The sequence below is a fragment of the Saccharopolyspora sp. NPDC002578 genome (genome assembly GCF_053592695.1).
In genome coordinates, this window is the sequence record NZ_JBSFWJ010000001.1 from 349742 (window position 1) to 367425 (window position 17684).

General features: G+C 72.1%; 16 protein-coding genes. 9 read left to right on the forward strand and 7 right to left on the reverse strand.

Annotation, left to right across the window (positions count from 1 at the left end; genetic code table 11):
• Position 1 precedes the first annotated feature (1 nt).
• Positions 2-1552, forward strand: coding sequence for an amidohydrolase (locus ACWD38_RS01570; RefSeq protein WP_450123097.1), 1551 nt, complete (start codon positions 2-4; stop codon positions 1550-1552).
• Positions 1553-1647: 95 nt separating this feature from the next.
• Here ACWD38_RS01570 and ACWD38_RS01575 read toward each other — a convergent pair whose 3' ends face one another.
• Both ACWD38_RS01575 and ACWD38_RS01580 read right to left on the reverse strand, forming a co-directional pair.
• A complete protein-coding gene (locus ACWD38_RS01575; RefSeq protein ID WP_184479416.1) occupies positions 1648-2445 on the reverse strand; it encodes a serine hydrolase in 798 nt (265 codons plus the stop codon).
• A gap of 14 nt (positions 2446-2459) precedes the next feature.
• The gene (locus ACWD38_RS01580; protein ID WP_184479417.1) at positions 2460-3404 is read right to left on the reverse strand and encodes an ornithine cyclodeaminase family protein; all 945 of its coding nucleotides are present in this window, start codon (positions 3402-3404) and stop codon (positions 2460-2462) included.
• A gap of 378 nt (positions 3405-3782) precedes the next feature.
• On the opposite strand from ACWD38_RS01580, the gene ACWD38_RS01585 reads away from it, so the two are divergent.
• From ACWD38_RS01585 to ACWD38_RS01610, 6 genes are all read left to right on the forward strand, one after another.
• Complete coding sequence (locus ACWD38_RS01585; RefSeq protein ID WP_343071403.1) at positions 3783-5381, forward strand: aldehyde dehydrogenase family protein; 1599 nt, start codon at positions 3783-3785, stop codon at positions 5379-5381.
• Positions 5378-6520, forward strand: a complete 1143-nt coding sequence (locus tag ACWD38_RS01590) for an NAD(P)/FAD-dependent oxidoreductase (protein WP_343071404.1) — start codon at positions 5378-5380, stop codon at positions 6518-6520. Before ACWD38_RS01585 ends, ACWD38_RS01590 begins: the two co-directional genes overlap by 4 nt.
• 229 nt (positions 6521-6749) lie before the next feature.
• Positions 6750-7925 carry a Glu/Leu/Phe/Val family dehydrogenase gene (locus tag ACWD38_RS01595; RefSeq protein ID WP_343071405.1) on the forward strand — a complete coding sequence of 392 codons (1176 nt, stop codon included), beginning with the start codon at positions 6750-6752 and terminating at the stop codon, positions 7923-7925.
• A 4-nt stretch (positions 7926-7929) separates the two neighbouring features.
• Positions 7930-8985, forward strand: a complete 1056-nt coding sequence (locus ACWD38_RS01600) for a LysR family transcriptional regulator (protein WP_184479419.1) — start codon at positions 7930-7932, stop codon at positions 8983-8985.
• On the forward strand, positions 8985-11222 hold the full coding sequence (locus tag ACWD38_RS01605) for a thiamine pyrophosphate-dependent enzyme (RefSeq protein WP_450123089.1): 2238 nt from the start codon (positions 8985-8987) through the stop codon (positions 11220-11222). The genes ACWD38_RS01600 and ACWD38_RS01605 overlap by 1 nt, the downstream gene beginning before the upstream one ends.
• A gap of 54 nt (positions 11223-11276) precedes the next feature.
• Positions 11277-11822 carry a GNAT family N-acetyltransferase gene (locus tag ACWD38_RS01610; RefSeq protein ID WP_450123090.1) on the forward strand — a complete coding sequence of 182 codons (546 nt, stop codon included), beginning with the start codon at positions 11277-11279 and terminating at the stop codon, positions 11820-11822.
• Positions 11823-11967: 145 nt separating this feature from the next.
• On the opposite strand, the gene ACWD38_RS01615 is transcribed toward ACWD38_RS01610, so the two are convergent.
• From ACWD38_RS01615 to ACWD38_RS01635, 5 genes are all read right to left on the reverse strand, one after another.
• Positions 11968-13362, reverse strand: a complete 1395-nt coding sequence (locus ACWD38_RS01615; protein WP_184479422.1) for an FAD-binding oxidoreductase — start codon at positions 13360-13362, stop codon at positions 11968-11970.
• A 170-nt stretch (positions 13363-13532) separates the two neighbouring features.
• Positions 13533-13739, reverse strand: a complete 207-nt coding sequence (locus tag ACWD38_RS01620; RefSeq protein ID WP_184479423.1) for a DUF397 domain-containing protein — start codon at positions 13737-13739, stop codon at positions 13533-13535.
• 181 nt (positions 13740-13920) lie between these two features.
• Positions 13921-14916 carry a phosphatidylinositol-specific phospholipase C gene (locus tag ACWD38_RS01625; protein ID WP_184479424.1) on the reverse strand — a complete coding sequence of 332 codons (996 nt, stop codon included), beginning with the start codon at positions 14914-14916 and terminating at the stop codon, positions 13921-13923.
• Between the two features lie 139 nt (positions 14917-15055).
• The gene (locus tag ACWD38_RS01630; RefSeq protein ID WP_425503549.1) at positions 15056-15175 is read right to left on the reverse strand and encodes a DUF397 domain-containing protein; all 120 of its coding nucleotides are present in this window, start codon (positions 15173-15175) and stop codon (positions 15056-15058) included.
• Between the two features lie 19 nt (positions 15176-15194).
• Positions 15195-16070, reverse strand: coding sequence for a Scr1 family TA system antitoxin-like transcriptional regulator (locus ACWD38_RS01635; protein ID WP_184479426.1), 876 nt, complete (start codon positions 16068-16070; stop codon positions 15195-15197).
• A gap of 155 nt (positions 16071-16225) precedes the next feature.
• On the opposite strand from ACWD38_RS01635, the gene ACWD38_RS01640 reads away from it, so the two are divergent.
• Positions 16226-16450 carry a hypothetical protein gene (locus tag ACWD38_RS01640; protein ID WP_184479427.1) on the forward strand — a complete coding sequence of 75 codons (225 nt, stop codon included), beginning with the start codon at positions 16226-16228 and terminating at the stop codon, positions 16448-16450.
• Positions 16451-16515: 65 nt separating this feature from the next.
• The gene (gene mmuM / locus ACWD38_RS01645; RefSeq protein WP_450123091.1) at positions 16516-17457 is read left to right on the forward strand and encodes a homocysteine S-methyltransferase; all 942 of its coding nucleotides are present in this window, start codon (positions 16516-16518) and stop codon (positions 17455-17457) included.
• The last annotated feature ends 227 nt before the right edge of the window (positions 17458-17684 follow it).

The following is a 17684-nucleotide window of genomic DNA, read 5'->3' on the forward strand; positions in this document are numbered from 1 at the left end:
CATGGACGCCGCCGGTTCGCGCACGGACGCGGTGGCGGTGCGCGACGGCCGCATCACCGCGCTGGGGACGGCGGCGGTGCGTGCGCTGATCACCGAGCGGACCGAGGTCGTCGCGCTGCGGGGGCGGTTGCTGCTGCCCGGTTTCCAGGACGCGCACGCGCACCCGGTGTTCGGCGGGTTGCTCCGGTTGCGGTGCGACCTCATGGAGGCGGCGGACGCCGCGGACTGCCTCCGGTCGATCGCCGGGCACGATTCCGGCGGCCGGTGGGTCCTGGGCGGTGGCTGGGACTCGGCGCACTTCCCCGGCGGCGCGCCGACCGCCGCCGCGCTCGACGAGGTCACGGGGTCCCGTCCGGCGTACCTGATCAACCGCGATCATCACAGCGCGTGGGTGAACACCGCAGCTTTGCGGATCGCGGGAGTGGACGCGACGACCCCTGATCCACCGGACGGGTGGATCGAACGGGACGCCCGCGGCCGTCCCGCCGGGACCTTGCACGAGGGCGCCGCCGACCTCGTCGCCCGCGCGCTGCCCGCCCCGGATCCCGCCGAGTACCGGGCGGCGCTGCTGGAGGGGCAGCGGCTGCTGCACGCCCACGGCGTCACCGGGTGGCAGGACGCGATCGTCGGCGCCTACCTCGGGCACTCCGACGTCCTGGACACCTACCGCGCGCTCGACGAGCAGGGGCTGCTGACCGGCCGGGTGCAGGGCGCGCTCTGGTGGGATCGGCGTCGAGGTCCGGAGCAGCTGCCGGAGCTCGTCGAACGCCGGGCGCGGGCTCGCGGAGCGCGGTTCCGCGCGGACCACGTGAAGCTCATGATCGACGGTGTCTGCGAGAACCGGACGGCATCGATGGTGCGGCCCTACCTCGGCGAGCGCCGCAGCGGTCTCTCGCACCTGTCGGCCGACGCGCTCCGCGAGGTGGTCGGCCTGCTCAGCGCCGAGGGGTTCGCGGTGCACTTCCACGCCGTGGGGGACCGCGCGGTGCGCGACGCGCTGGACGCGGTGGCCGCCGCGCCGGGCTCCGGCCTGCGCCACCAGATCGCGCACGTCCAGGTCATCCGGACCGAGGACCTCCCGCGCTTCCGGGAGCTCGGGGTCACGGCGAACGTCCAGGAGGCCTGGGCGATCAACGACGCGGCCATGACCGAGCTGACGATTCCCCGTCTGGGCGCCGAACGCGCCGCGCGGCAGTACCCTTTCCGGTCGTTGCTCGACGCGGGGGCGCCGCTGGCCGCGGGCAGCGACTGGCCGGTCTCCGACGTGGCGCCGCTGAGCGCGGTGCACGCCGCGGTCACCCGCTGCGAGCCGGGCGGGACGGACCCGTTCCTGCCGGAGCAGGCGCTCGAGCTCGGCACGGCGCTCGCGGTGCACACCCTGGGCAGCGCTCGGGCGAACGGGTTCGCCGCGGAGACGGGGTCGCTGGAAGTGGGCAAGGCGGCCGATCTCGCGGTGCTCGATCGCGACCCGTTCTCCGCGCCCAGCGCGGAAATCGGGCGCGCCCGGGTCGATCTGACCATCGTGGACGGAGCCGTCGTGCACCGGCGCTGATCCGGCGACCTCGGCACGTTCAGCTTGGCGCGCAAGGTGTTGCTGTAGTCACCGGGCGCGGATCGGGAGGAAACCCTTCCCACGCAAGGATTTCCTCAGCCGAGCGCGCGGAACACCCGCAGCCCCAGGTCCGCGATCCGGTCGTACACCGGACTGCGCCCGGCGCCGCGGCGGGACGGTTCGTCGGTGAGCTCGTCCACCAGCACCGCGACCACCGCGCGCGGCCGGTCGTCCCCGATCAACGCCACGTCGTGGCGGGATCCCTGGATCTCGCCCGTCTTGTTCCAGCACCGCGCCTCCACCGGCAGCGCGGCGGGCAGCCGGTCCCGGATCTGCTGGCGGGACAGCACGTCCAACGCGTGCACGGTGAGCGCCACCGGCAGCGCCCGGCCGGTCGCGAGCCGGTCCAGGATCCGCGCCTGGTCCAGCGCGCAGGTGGTGTTGCGTCCCGGCGCGTCGACGTCCATCAAGCGCCGTTCGACCCGGGTGGCGAGGCAGCCGAGATCCTCGGCGCAGCTCGCGATCGCCGGGAACCCGACGGTGTCGATCACCGCGTTCGTCGCCGCGTTGTCGCTGACGACGATCATGAGCGTGATCAGGTCGGCGAGCGTGAGCCGGTGCACGCCGCGCAACTCCCGCAGCACCCCGAAACCGCCCGCCCGCTGCTCCGGGAGGGGCACTTCGGTGTCCAAGGCGAACCGTCCTGCGTGGACCTCCCGCAAAGCGGCGATCATGACGAGCACCTTGATGGTGCTCGCCGGATGCACTTCGCGCTCCGCCTCCACCAGCACGGGAACGCGCTCGTCCAAGTCCCACGCGGCGAACCCGATCCGGCCCGGGAAATCCCGCCGGGCCTCCGCCAGGGACGCCTCCAACCGCTCCGCGAAGCCCATCCGGCCGCTCCCCCTCACAGCGTTCCGAGCGCGGCGTGCGCCGCGGCGGCGTCCTGGACGCCGATTCCGACGCTGTTGTAGAACACCAGCTGCCCCGGATCGGTCCTGCCCGGTGCACGCCCGGTCAGCACCTCCCCCAGCGAGTGCAGCCGCTCGCGGGTGCGGTCACCGCGTTCCAGCGCGCGCACGATCGGTCCGGCGTGGTGCGCGGCGGTGTCCACGTCGTCGACGACGACCAGGTCGGCGCGCCGCACGAGCTCGTCGTCCACCTCCCGCCGGTGCGGTTCGAAGCTGCCCACCGACACCACCGTGGCACCGGGTTCGACCTCGTCGGCGGTGATCACCGGCTCGGTGCTGAGCGTGCACGCGGCGACGAGCGAAGCGCCGCGCACCGCCTGCTGCGCGGTGTCCGCGGCGCGCACGTCCAGGTCCAGTTCGGCGGCGAGTTCGCTCGCGAGTGCCTCCCGGCGCCGCCGGTCGCGGCCGTGGATCCGCACCGTCCGCAGCGCGCGCACCCGGGTGATCGCGCGCACGTGCGCGCGGGCCTGCACCCCGGAGCCGAGCACCGCCAGTTCGTCGGCCGATTCCGGCGCCAGCACGTCGACGGCGACGGCGCTGCCCGCGGCGGTGCGCAGCTCGGTCAGCGCGGTCGCGGCCATGACGGCCCGGACGCGGCCGTCGGCGGCGTCGAGCACCAGCACGGTCGCCGAGATCACGGGCAGTCCACGCTCGGCGTTGCCGGGGTGCGCGGCGACGAGCTTGCTCACCGCGCCGTGCTCCGGGGAGATCGTGCCGAGGTAGCCCAGCGCGGTACCGGTGCCGCTGGGGACCGAGACCTTCTGGGCCAGCCGCGCGCGACCGTCGCCCAGCGCCGCGAAGGCCGTGCGCTGCGAGCGGATCGCCGTGTCGAGGTCCAGCGCCGCGGTCACGTCCGCGTCGGTCCACATCATGTCCGTCATCCGTGCCTCCAAGCTCGCCGCTCCCCCGCCACCGGCACACGGTAGGCGGGCGGTGGTGGTGATCGTTCTGAGCAACAGCAGAACTGTCGCTCAGAGAACCAGGAAATCACTCTTCTGATGCTCGATGTTCGAACGCCTGCGCGGTTACGGTGGGTTTCGTGACCGGCGGCACAACGCAGGCCGGTTCCGGCGGTTCGGACTGCGGTCCGGGCCGCACACGCGGGAAGACGCCAGCCACGCCCCCGAAACCCGAGGCCGCCGCGGCCACGGCCGCCCGGCTCCGACATCGGCACCGACCGTCGCGACCTCCGCGACGTCTCGACCGGCAGCACGACCGCACTGCACACGCCCGCACGGATGAGGAAGAGGTGGACCACGGTGTCGACGACGGTGAGTTCGGTGATCGGAGCAGCCCCGCGCGAGGCGGCCCCCGGAGCCGGAGCCCCCGGGTCAGGATCGGCGGAGTACTCGTCCCGCAACCCCGCCCGGCTGGACGACGTGGTGGCGCGGGTCGAGTTGAGCGGCCCGGAGGACGTGCACGCGGCGGCCGCTGCCGCCCGCGCCGCGCAGCGCGAGTGGGCGCAGGTGCCCGCTCCGGTGCGCGGTCGTGTCGTGGCCGAGCTCGGCAGACTGGTCGAGGCGAACAAGGAATCGCTGGCCCGGCTGGTGACCCGCGAGATCGGCAAGCCCTACGCCGAGGCGCTCGGCGAGGTCCAGGAGATCGTCGACACCTGCGACTTCTTCCTGGGCGAGGGGCGCAGGCTCTACGGCCAGACGGTCCCGTCGGAGATGCCGGACAAGCAGCTGTTCACCTTCCGCGTTCCGGTGGGCGTCGCGATGGTGATCACGGCGGGCAACTTCCCGGTGGCGGTGCCGTCCTGGTACCTGGTTCCGGCGCTGCTGTGCGGCAACGCGGTGGTGTGGAAGCCTGCCGAGTACGCGGCGGCGGCCGCGCGGGCGGTCGCCGAACTGGCTTGGCGCGCGGGAGTTCCGCAGGGCGTGCTGAACCTGGTCTACGCCGACGGGGAGGCCACCTTCGCGGGCTTGGAGTCCGCGTTGCGGGACGGCCTCGTCGACAAGGTCGGCTTCACCGGTTCCAGCGCGGTGGGCTCCCGGGTCGGTGAGCTGTGCGGCAAGTACACGCAGAGCCCGTGCCTCGAACTCGGCGGGAAGAACCCGATGGTGGTGGCCGCGGACGCGGACCTCGACCTCGCCGTCGAGGGCGCGCTGTTCTCCGGGTGGGGCACCGCCGGGCAGCGCTGCACCTCGCTGGGCAACCTGATCGTGCACCGCGACGTGCACGACGAGTTCGTCGGCCGGTTGGACCAGGCGCTGCGGGCCGCGGTGATCGGCGACCCGGCCGGGGACGTGCTGTACGGACCGCTGCTGGACCAGAAGTTCGCCGACGGCTTCGAATCGGTGCTCAGCACCATCGCCGATCACCACAAGGTGCTCGGGTCCTCCGCGGTCGGCCGCATCGGTGCCACCGCCCCGCGCGCCGGGTTCCAGGGCGATCCGGAAGCGGGCTTGTTCTACCACCCGGTGCTGCTGGACGGACTGCGCCCGGACGACCACGTGTTCACTCAGGAGACCTTCGGCCCGATCGTCGGGGTGAGCACCTTCGACGACCTCGACGAAGCGATCGAACTGGGCAACGCGCCCGGCTACGGGCTCTCCGCGGCCGTCTACACCTCCGACCCGGCCACCGCTTTCCGGTTCCGCCAGGGCACCGGGGCGGGGATGGTCAGCGTGAACAACTCGACCTCCGGGGCCGAGGCGCACCTCCCCTTCGGCGGGAACGGCCGCTCCGGCAACGGCAGCCGCCAGTCGGGCATCTGGGTACTCGACCAGTTCACCCGATGGCAGTCGCTGAACTGGGACTTCTCCGGGAAGTTGCAGAAGGCGCAGATGGACGTCGCCACCGTCGAACCGGACCGGGGATACCGGCTGCCGCCCGAACTGGGCGGCACCTCGTGACCCTGCCGGTCCGGGCCGAGGTCGTCGTGATCGGCGGCGGGGCGATGGGCACGTCCATCGCCTTCCACCTCGCCGAGGCGGGAACGCAGGTGCTCCTGCTGGAACGCGACGAGCTCGGGTCGGGCAGCACCGGCAAGGCCGCGGGCGGGGTGCGGGCGCAGTTCTCCGATCCGGTCAACATCGCGCTGGGCGCCCGCAGCCTCCGCGCCTTCGAGCGGTTCGCGGAGCGGCCGGGCGGGGAGATCGACCTGCGCAGGCACGGCTACCTGTTCCTGCTCTCGGACCCGGCGGACGTGGCGGAGTTCGAGAACTCCGTGCGGTTGCAGAACGAACTCGGCGTGCCGAGCCGGATGCTCACCGCGCGGGAAGCGGGCGAACTCGCCCCGCTGGTGTCGGTCGACGGCGTCCTAGCCGGTGCCTTCTCCCCCACCGACGGGCACTGCACGCCCGACGCGGTCGTGCAGGGCTACGCCGCCGGTGTCCGGCGGTTCGGCGGTGACGTCCGCCGGCACTGCGCGGTCGAGGGCATCGAGGTGTCCGGCGGCAGGATCACCGGCGTGCGCACCGATGCCGGCGCAGTGGCCACGTCCACCGTGATCTGCGCGGCGGGCGCCTGGTCGGCCGAGGTGGGCGCGATGGCCGGGGTGGAGTTACCGGTGCGGCGCTTGCGGCGGCAGATCCTGGTCACCGAGCCGGTCCCCAGCCTGCCTGATCGACTGCCGTTCACGATCGACTTCAGCACCGGGTTCTACTTCCACGACGAAGGGCCCGGCCTGCTGATGGGCATGCCGGATCCGGTCGAGAGCACCGAATCGCGCACCGACGACCGGTGGCTCGACGTTCTCGCCGACACCGTGGCTCGGCGAGCGCCCGCGTTGTCCGCGATCGGTGCGGCGCACCGCTGGGCGGGGTTGTACGAGCTGAGCCCGGACCACAACGCGCTGATCGGCGCTTCGTCCGAAGTGGACGGATTCCGCTATGCGACGGGCTTCTCCGGGCACGGCTTCCTGCAGAGCCCGGCGGTGGGCGAGGTGGTCCGCGACCTCGTCCTCGGCCGACCACCCGAGGTGGACGTCGGGGGCTTGAGCGTCGACCGCTTCGCCCGCGCCGCCCACCGACCGGAGCGCAACCTCGTCTGACGGTTCGCTCCACGCGTTTCGCCGGTGTTCCCGGTCAGCGGCAGCTCCGCTGACCGGGAGCCACCGGAACAGCAAGACCACCGGAGGTTCGCGCCGGTCGCCGCACGGGGACAGCGATTCCTCGTGCGCCGGCACCACTTCCGGACGGGATTTCGCAGTGCCGATGCCGTCGCGGTTCCGCCACGGCCACCACCCAGCTCACTTCGGACGGACCACGCAGGAGGCAGTCGTGAACGACCTGTTGCAGTCGATCGACGAATGGGGACCCGAGAAGATCGTCTGCGTCTCCGATTCCCGCAGCGGGATGCGGGGCGTGCTGGTGGTCGACAACACGGCCCGTGGCACCGGCAAGGGCGGGATCCGGATGAGCCCGACGGTGAGCGTCGCCGAGATCGCCAGGCTGGCCCGGGTGATGACGTGGAAGTGGGCGGCGGCCGACCTGTTCCACGGCGGTGCCAAGGCGGGCATCGTGGCCGACCCGGCGGCCCCCGACAAAGAACGGATCGTGCGCGCCTTCGCCCGCAAGCTCGCAGATCAGATCCCGGCCAGCTACGTCGCCGGCCTCGACATGGGCATGACCGAGCGGGACGCGGCGATCATCCAGGACGAACTCGGCGATCGGGGCACCGCCGTGGGCGTCCCGGAGGTGCTGGGCGGAGTCCCCTACGACGAGCTCGGCGTGACCGGTCATGGCGTGGTCGCCGCGCTCGCCGCCGCGCTGGAACTGCGGAACCGGCCGATGGCGGGCACGCGGGTCGCGGTCCAGGGGTTCGGCGCGGTGGGTGCCGCGGCCGTGCGGCGGTTGCACGAGCTGGGCGCCCAGGTCGTCGCACTGTCCACCGTGGACGGTGGCGTGCACGATCCGGACGGACTCGACGTGCCGTCGTGGCTGGCGCGGCGCGCCGAGCACGGCGACGCGTGCGTGCACGGCGCTCCGGCGGCCAAGCGCCTCGACCGCGGCGAGGAGCTGGTGGTCGACTGCGACGTGCTGATCCCCGCGGCCGGGCAGGACGTGCTCGGGGAACGCGTCGCGGCGGAGGTCCGGGCCGAAGTCGTCGTGGAGGGCGCGAACCTCCCGACCACACCGGACGCGCGGGCCGCGCTGGCGGCGCGTGGGGTCACCGTCGTACCGGACTTCATCGCCAACGCGGGCGGGGCCATCGCCGCCGGCTTCGCGATGGACGCCCGTCGATCCGCGTTCCGCCCGGCACCGGACCGCATCCTCGACGAGGTCGCGCAGCGGTGCCGGGACAACACCCGGCTGGTGCTGCGCTCGGCATTGGAGCACGGGGTCGACCCGCACTCCGCCGCACTGGACATCGCGCAGAGCCGGGTGCGCGCCGCGATGGAACTGCGCGGGCGGCTCGCGACTGTCGAGGCCGAACCGGTCGGCGCGGGCGGCTGATCACATGCTCAACCCGATCCACCTGCGCACCTTGCAGGAATGCGTGCGCACCGGCTCGTTCGCGGAGGCGGGCAGAGCCCTCGGCTACACCGCGTCCGCGGTGTCGCAGCAGATGGCGTTGCTCGAACGCGCCGTCGGAGCACCGCTGTTCGAGCGCTCGGCGCGCAGCGCCCGGTGCACCGCGCTCGCGTCCCGGCTTGCCGAGCGCAGCCGGGACGCGCTGGGCGCGCTGCAATCCCTGGAGCGCGAGGTGCGCGCGATGGTCAGCGGGGAGGAGGGCAGCCTGCGGCTGGCCGGGTTCGCCACCGCCAACGCCCGCATCCTGCCCGGCGTGCTGGCCTCGGTGATCGAGCAGCGCCCGCACGCCGAGCTGCAGCTGGACGAGGGCGAACCGGACGAGGTCGTCGACAGCGTGCTCGACGGGGTGCTCGACGCGGCGGTCGTGTTCGAGTACGACCTGGACCCGCGGCAGTGGCCGACGGACCTGCGCGTGGACGAAGTGGTGTCCGAGCCGCTGCGCCTCGTGCTCCCGGGCTCGCACCGGCTGGCCGGGGCCGCGGAGATCTCGCTGCACGAACTCGCCGACGAACCGTGGATCTGCACCCGCCGCGACACCGCCGGGGCGCGCTCGCTGGTCCGGCTCGCGGCGGCCAGCGGCTTCGTCCCGCGCATCACCTTCCGCAGCAACGACTACTCGGTCATCCGGGACCTGGTGGCCCGCGGCATGGGGGTCGCGATGCTGCCCGGCTTGGCACTCGGGACGGGGTCGGTCCGGGTGACCCGCATCGCCGGGCGGCAGCCGCAGCGCCGGGTGCGCGCCCTGTACCGCAAGGAGAACACCAACCCGCTGCTGCCCATCGCACTGGACTGCCTGCACCGGGCGGGCTCCGAGCTCGCCGTGCTCTGGGGACCGGACACCGCGGCGCACCACCCCGAACCGGATCCGCGGGAGCTGCCGGCGGAGGTGCCCCCGTCGCCACCCGGTGGTCCGCCTGATCTGCGGTGGCACGGCGTCGGCACCGGAGCGTCGGGGACTCGGGACAGCGGAGCGGAGCGGTGATGAGCCAGGGCAGCGATCACGTCGAGCAGATCGACGAGCACTTCCTGTCGGCGGTGCAGGCGCTCACCGGTCCCCCCGCCGGAGCGGGACCGCCGCGTCCCGACGTCGCGGGCGCACCGGGTGCGAGCTCGGCGCCGCAGTTGCTGGCGCTGTTCGACGCGCAAGCGGGCAGCAGGCACCTGGACTTCGCCGCGCGCGAGTTGGGTCGCCGCAAGCTCGGCTACTACAGCATCGGCTCCTCCGGCCACGAGTCGAACGCGGCGGTGGCCGCGGCCCTGCGCCCCACCGATCCGGCGCTGCTGCACTACCGCTCCGGCGGGTTCTACCTGCGCCGGGCGCACCAGGTACCGGGCCGGGACCCGGTGCGCGACGTACTGCTCGGCGTGGTCGCCTCGGCCGAGGAACCGATCTCCGCGGGAAGGCACAAGGTGTTCGGGCACGGCGAGCTCGGGATCATCCCGCAGACCTCCACCATCGCCTCCCACCTGCCTCGGGCGATGGGGCTGGCCTTCTCGGTGGGCCGCGCCGAACGGCTGGACGTCACGTCCGAGTGGCCCGCCGACGCGGTCGTGGTGAGCAGCTTCGGCGACGCCTCGGCGAACCACTCCACCGCGCTCGGCGCGATCAACGCCGCCGCGCACTGCGCGCACCAGGGGTTGCCGATGCCGCTGCTGCTGGTCTGCGAGGACAACGGGCTCGGCATCAGCGTGCGCACCCCACCGGAGTGGGTGGCCTCGGCGCACTCCCGCCACCCGGGGATCCGCTATTCCGCAGTGGACGGTGCCGATCCCGCTCAGTGCTTGGAAACGGCGGCGGAGCTGGCGGAGTGGGTGCGCGAGCACCGCAGGCCCGCGCTGCTGCACCTGCGCACCGTCCGCCTGATGGGGCACGCGGGGTCCGATGTGGAATCCGGGTACCGGACGCGGTCGGAGATCCTCGCCGACTACGACCGGGACCCGCTGCTGGCCACCGCCGCCGCACTGATCCACCGCGGCGCCCGCTCCCCCGCCGAGGTCCTCGACCGATACGAGTCGTGGCGCGCCGAGGTCGCTCGGATCGCCGAAGAAGTGCTGTCCCGCCCCAAGCTCGCCGACCGGGCCGAGGTGATGGCCGCCATCGCCCCCGCCGATCCCGGCGCGGTGCGAGACCGGGCGGCCCACCGGACCGCGCAGCGCGCACGGCACTTCGGTGAGAACGCACCGGAATCGGCCGGACCGCTCACCCTGGCCGAGTCGATCAACCGCGGCCTGGCCGACGCGCTGGCCACCGATCCGGGCACGCTGGTCTTCGGCGAGGACGTGGCGGGCAAGGGCGGGGTCTACGGGGTGACGCGGGGCTTGCGCCGCGCGTTCGGCGGCCTCCGCGTGTTCGACACGCTGCTCGACGAGCAGAGCATCCTCGGCACCGCGCTCGGCGCGGGCCTCGCCGGGATGGTGCCGGTTCCGGAGATCCAGTACCTGGCCTACCTGCACAACGCGGCCGACCAGTTGCGCGGCGAGGCCGCCACTCTCGGGTTCTTCTCCAACGGCCGGTTCCGCAATCCGATGGTGGTGCGCATCGCGGGTTACGGCTACCAGAAGGGCTTCGGCGGGCACTTCCACAACGACAACTCGGTGGCGGCGCTGCGCGACATCCCCGGCCTGGTGGTCGCCTCCCCGTCCTGCCCGGACGACGCCGCCGCGATGCTGCGCACCTGCATCGCCGCGGCGCGGGTGGACGGCCGGGTGTGCGCGTTCCTGGAACCCATCGCGCTCTACCACGAGCGGGATCTCCACGAGCCGGGCGACAACGCGTGGCTCGCCCGCTACCCGGCGCCCGGCGACGGGCACGTGCCGATCGGCAGCGCCCGCACGCACGGCAGCGGCGACGAGTTGACCTTGGTGACCTTCGGCAACGGCGTGCCGCGCTGCCTGCGGGTCGCGCGGCGGTTGGAGCGCGAAGGTGTCGGTGTCCGCGTGCTGGACCTGCGCTGGCTGAGTCCGCTGCCCACCGAGGACCTGCTCACCGCGGCGATGGCGACCGGGCGGGTGCTGGTGGCCGACGAGACGAGGCGCTCCGGGGGCGTGTCCGAACCGGTGGTGACGGCACTGGTGGACGCCGGTTTCACGGGCTCGATCGCGCGGGTCACCAGTGCGGACAGCTTCATCCCGCTCGGGGGCGCGGCCCAGCACGTGCTGCTGAGCGAGGATTCCATCGAGGGTGCCGCCCGTGACCTCCTCCGCCGAAGCACGAGGTGACCGCATGGACCACGACGCCCCGCCGCAACGACCGCCGCACGAGCGGGCCATCGGATGATCAGCTGGCGCACGCTGACCGAGCAGGACTTCCCGCTGCTGGGGAGCTGGCTCGCGCAACCGCACGTGGCCCGGTGGTGGCACCACGAGAACTCCGCCGCGGCGGTCGCGCGCGATTTCGGGGCGGCGGCGCGCGGCGAGGAGCCGTCGGACGACCTGCTCGTGTTCCTCGACGGGCGGCCGGTGGGCTTGCTGCAACGCAGCAGGTACGGCGACTACCCGGAGCACGCGGCCGAGCTCGCACCGATCATCGAGGTTCCGGCGGAGGCGGTGTGCCTCGACTACTTCATCGGCGATCCGCGGCTGATCGGTGCCGGGCTGGGCACCCGCGTGATCCGGTCGATCGTCGAGGCGACCTGGCACGACTACCCGGAGGCGCCGTCGATCGTGGTGCCCGTGTCCGCCGCCAACCGGGCGTCCTGGCGTGCACTGGAGAAAGCGGGCCTGCGCCGCGTCGCCGAGGGCGAGATGACCCCGGACAACCCGCTCGACGACCGGGACCACTACGTCTACGAGGCGGTCCGCCCACCGGCCGGATTCTGACCGTCAACCGCGTTGGCCACGGAGGAGGAAGGGCCGACGACGCACTCCCCTGCGCCGCCGGCACTCGCCATGCTAAGCGCCGATTCCACTCGGATCATGTTGTTCATGAGGCGCTGACCTGCGACTTGATCCTGTCGCAGCGCGCTCAGCGGGTGGGCTCGCCGAAGACCTTCCCCGGGTTGAAGATCCCGGCGGGGTCGAGCCCGTTCTTCACCGCGTGGTGCATGCCCACGACGGTGGGCCCGAGTTCGTCGTGCAGGCCCGCCCGCTTGAGCAGGCCGATGCCGTGTTCGCCGCTGACCGTGCCGCCCAGCGCGATGGCGTCGGCGACGATGTCGTCGAACGCGCGCTGCGCCCGTTCCCGGGCGGCGTCGTCCCCGGCCGGGGTGATGATCAGCGGGTGCAGGTTGCCGTCGCCCGCGTGCGCGATGTTCGCGATCAACGTGTCGTGGCGGACCGCGGCGGCCTCGACCTTCGCGAGCATGTCCGGCACCAGCGCTCGCGGCACGCACACGTCCTCGGTCAGCAGCGGGCCGAGCCGCTCCAGGGCCGGGTAGGCCAGTCGGCGCGCGGCGAACAGCGCATCGGCCTCGTGCTGATCGGTGGAGGCCGCGCTGAACGTCGCACCGGCCTTCTCGAAGCATTCGACGAGGGTCGCCACCTCCTGCTCACCGGCTTCGCCGGGAGTGTCGGAGCGCCCGAGCAGCAGCACCTCGGCTTCGTCGCTGAGCCCCATGTTCTTCCACTCGTCCACCGCGCGCAGGCAGTGCCGGTCGAGCAGTTCCAGCGCGGAGGGCACCACCCCGGACGCGGCGACGGCGGCGACGGCTTCGCCCGCCGCGACCAGCGAGTCGAAGTAACCGACCACGGTCCGCTCCGGGGCGCGAACGCCGGGCAGCAATTTGACCGTGATCTCGGTGATCACGCCGAGGGTGCCTTCGGAACCGACGAACAAGCCGCACAGGTCGTAGCCGGTGACGCCCTTCGCGGTGCGCCGCCCGAGCCGCACGACCTCCCCGTCGCCGACGACCGCTTCCAGCCCGAGGACGTAGTCCCTGGTCACGCCGTACTTCACGCAGCACACGCCACCGGCGTTGGTGGCGACGTTGCCGCCGATGGTCGACCACGGGGAGCTCGCCGGGTCCGGCGGGTACCAGGCCCCGTGTTCGCGGCAGGCGGCGCGGAAGTCGTCGTTGATCACTCCCGGCTGGGTGACGGCGAGCTGTTCCCGCGGGTTGATCTCCAGCACCGAGTTCATGTGCTCGAACGAGATCATCACGCACCCGTCGAGGGCGTTGGCCCCGCCGGACAGGCCGGTGCCCGCGCCGCGCGGCACCACCGGAACCCCCAGCTCGGCGCAGGTGCGCACGACCGCGACGACGTCCTCGGTGCGCACCGGGCGCACGACGGCGGCCGGGGTGCCGTGCGGGGCCCATTCGGCTTCGTCGTGGGCGTAGCGGCCGACGGAGTCCGGGTCGGTCACCAACAGCTGTTCCGGTACCCGCGCCCGCAGTGCCGCGAGCGTGTTCTCCGTGTCCATCACGCCTCCGTTTCGCCGGTCCGCACCCACGTTAACCCGGTGCCTCGTCGGCACCCAGCATCGTTCCGGAAAACGCGATCATGGCTTCCACCACGGATTTCGCGCGCGTTGACGTCCTGTCAGCACCGCCCCACCGAGCGTGTCGACGGCCCCTCGGGCCGCCCCCGTGGTCAGCGCGCCGAGGCGTCGCGCTTGCGACGCCACTGGTCGGAACCGACCAGGACGAGGAACCCGCGCCACCGCTCCCGCGAGACGCACAGCCGGGCGCCGTGCGGCTGCTTGGAATCGCGGATCAGCGTCACCCCCGCGCGCCGGGCGACCTCGACGCAGTTGCCCACGGACCCGCTGCGGGTGCTTCTGTGCCACTCCTCGGACATGGCGGCCCCTCTCTCGTGGCGTCGGGGACCCTGTCCATCTTTCTTGTTCCCGGAGCGGTTTCCAGTGGTCAGCTGTCGTAACGGCCTGCGCCCAACGCGTCGGCGAACCCGCCCGATCGCCACGTTCGCGCGCTGCCCCGTTCGCCCACGAGATGCCTGCCCGAGAGACCGCCGCGGCGGGTCAGGAATTCCGGGAGATCACCTCGTCGATGAGGTCGCCGCCGGGGAAGTCCATCAGCACGACACCGGTGCGGGGAACGTCGTTGCCCGCCAGGTGTTCCAGCGCGTAGTCGTTGACGCCGCGGGTGCCGCCGGTGCCGCAGGACACGGTCTTCGGGTTGGCGCCCAGGCTCGAACCGCTGGTGAAGTTCCAGAACATCTCACCGGAGTCGGCGGAGTTCGTCTCGTCCCAGTGGTCGCGCACGTGGTTCCACTTGTCGTCGATGTCGCCGATCGTGGGCACCTGGTATTCGTCCTGCACGTAGTCGCCCCAGTTGTCGTTGGTGAACTGGGAGAGGCCGTAGCCGTCGACCAGGCCGCCCTGCGCTTCCTGCAGCGACCCGAGCACGATCTTGCCGCGGGCGTCGCCGAGCGTCGGCATGCCGTCGGAGGCGGGGTTTTGCAGCCGCCCGCCGTGGGGGTCCTCGTCGGCGTAGCGGTCGAGGATGGTCGCGGTGTCCTGATCGCTGTTCTCGTCGGTGCAGGACCCGATGTCCCCGGTGCATTCGGCCTTCAACCGCATCAGGATCGTCTCGCCGGGGTGCGCGGCGAGGAAGGCGTCCGCTTTCGCCAGCACATCGGCGAAGTTGGCGTTCTGGTAGAAGGTGCCGTGGTGGATGGTGAACTGGTTGTCCACCTTGCGGACCCGGATGTCGATGGCGCGCACTCCGGCGTCGAGCTGCGCGGTGAGCGTTTCCGCGCTGTCGCCGTGGTCCTCCTGGGTCTGCGTGATGTCCCCACCGTGCAGCGACAACGTGTCGTGGGTGCCGGGGATGGACAGCGCGGCGAGGCTGGTGTCGTCGGGCAGCCCGCCCATCCAGTCCGGGTTGGCGGCCTCGGTGAGGCTTTCGCAGTAGGCCGTCGCGGCGTGCGCGGTCCCGGCGGGAACGAGGGTGACCGCCAGGGCCGCGGCGAACGCGGCGGCGATCCGGGCGGTGGACGAGGCGACTCCGGTCATGCGCACATGATCTCCACCCGCAGGTCACGACCAGGCCACCCTGGCGTGATCCCGCCAGCATCGGAGTTCCCAGGCTTCGGAACCCGGTCCCGCTCCGGCCTTGTCCTCACAGCCGAGGCGGGACCGGCGTGGGGCGAGATCAGCCTTCGTAGCGGCCGGAGGTCACGGCGCCCAGGAAGCTCCCCCACCGTTCGCGCGAGACCCGCAGCCGACCGTCGCGCGGTGCTTTCGAGTCCCGGACGGCCACCTCTCCCGTCAAGACGGCCACCTCCACGCAATCACCGTTCGATCCGCTGTAGGTGCTCTTCTTCCACCGGTGCACACTCATCGGACAGCTCCTTCTTGATCGACTCGATCAGCTCAGCGGACTGATCACCGGTCAACACGACATCTTCGAGTTCGGCCAGGCCATCGGTAAAGGGCTCCACGTCCTGCGGACGAGTCAAGAAGAGTCCGACACGGCGGGCCTCGATGTAGACGTGCGGAGCTCGGTCCGGAAAGGCCAACATCATGAACGGCCCGTCGAGGCCCGGATGAGCCCCGGCGCTCCTGGGGATGATTCGGATGCTCACGTTCGGCCTGGTGCTCACCCGAAGCAAATGCCCGAGTTGGCCGCGCATGACATCCGGGCCACCGATGAGCCTGCTCAGCACGAGTTCGTCCATGAGCACCGTGACTTCCGGCGCATCGGGCCGCGTCAACAACGCCTGACGTGCGAGCCGAGCGGCGAGCAACCATTCCTGTTCGGCTCCGGATCCGATGACGGCACGCGCGTATTCCTGGGTCTGGAATAACCCGGGCACAAGGCTCATCGCAACACTCGTGATCTCCGAGGCTTTCGTTTCCAAGGCGACGAGGCTGGTGATCTGCTGTGCGGTGGCGGGCCCGGTGGCCAGCCACGCCGTGCTCGCGTCCGTGCCGTCGACCTGCTCGACCATCTGGTCCCGCCGCCTGCCGGTGATTCCGTAGACGGCGCACAGCGCGATGACCTCCTCCGGCTCCGGGACTCGCGTGCCCAGTTCGGTGCGCGCGACCGAGGTGTGCGAGACACCGATCCGCTCGGCCACCGATCGGGTGGACATCCGGCATTGCTCGCGGGCTTTGCGGAGATCCGCTCCGAGCCCCATCTGACGCACCTTGCTGCGCTGCCGCACCCACCGACCTCCGAACATGCGAGAACAATTGTCACAGAATCCGTTACACGCGTTCCACATCAATTCTCAGTCGCCTTTGTAACCGCTTGCTGTTCCGAGAGGAAGCCTTCTAGCCTCCGCTTCACGCAATCGGTTGATCACGAACTGGAGGAATCATGCGGCAAGAAGGCTGGCGCATTCCCGCGGGAGCGAACCCGGCGACGGGTGAAGTGGTGCTGGGGGTGGCGACGCCGCAGAGCGTGGCGATCCGGCAGGGGGATTCGGTGCTCGAACTGACCACCGAGCAGCTCGGCGAGCTCAGCGATCGGATCTTCTACCTGCACGAACTGCTGCGGATCGACCTCTCCGACATCGCGGAGGGACTGCAACCGAGCTGGTGATCGCGCGGCGGTCCGGGTCGGTCGACGGCGTGAGCGAGTGTCCGGGAGGGATTACCGTTCGGGGTATGAGCATCGCGGCGCAGGACCTCTTCCGGGACGGTCCGCGCATCCTGGACGGCGGGCTGGCCACGGAGTTGGAGGCGCGCGGCGGGGATCTCTCCGGCGGGCTGTGGTCGGCCCGGTACCTGCTGGAGGCACCGGAGAAGATCGTCGGCGCGCACGAGGCGTTCTTCGCGGCGGGGGCGGACGTGGCGAAGTCCGCCGGGTACCAGGCGAGCTTCGAAGGGTTCGCCGCGCACGGGGTCGGCCGCGAGCAGGCGGCCGAACTGATGCGCCGCAGCGTCGAACTCGCAGGGGAGGCGGCGCACCTGGCTCCGGTGCGGGACCAGGTCTCCAAGACCGGGGCGCATCGCACCGGGCGGCTCGTCGCCGCCTCCGTCGGGCCGTACGGCGCGATGCTCGCGGACGGTTCGGAGTACCGCGGGCGCTACGGGCTCGGCCACCGCGAGCTCGTCGCGTTCCACCGGCCCCGGATGGAGGCGTTCGCGGCGGCCGAGCCGGACCTGTTCGCGCTGGAGACCGTTCCCGACGTGGACGAGGCCGCCGCGCTGCTCGACGCGCTCGACGGGCTCGGCGTTCCCGCCTGGTTGTCGTACACGATCTCCGGTGGGCGCACCCGGGCCGGGCAACCGCTGGCGGAGGCGTTCGCCGTGGCCGCCGGCCGGGACGACGTGCTGGCCGTCGGGATCAACTGCTGCTCCCCCGCCGACGCGACGCGCGCCGTGCCGATAGCGCGGGAGGTCAGCGGGAAACCGGTGGTGGTGTATCCGAACAGCGGTGAGGGCTGGGACGCCGAGCACCAGCTGTGGACCGGCCGCTCCGGTTTCGACGCCGCCCACGTCACCGGCTGGATCGCCGACGGCGCCCACCTCGTCGGCGGCTGCTGCCGAGTCACCCCCGCCGACATCGCCGAGGTCGCAGCCCACCTCCACCCCCGACCCCAGTAACCCCCACCTCGCCAAGGAGCCTGCCTAGCGGCGAAGCCGTGCCTTGGGCTGCGGAGCACGCCTGCCTTGCGGCCGAAGGCCGTGCCTGTATTCGCGCAGCGAATAGCCCACGCAAGCAAGGCGACCACCCGCGGGTTCTCAGTCGGTCTCTCGCGAGGACAGCTTTTTCCCTCGTGGCGGAGCCACTCGGGAAAAAGATCCCGCAGCGAGAGACCGGCTGAGGTTGC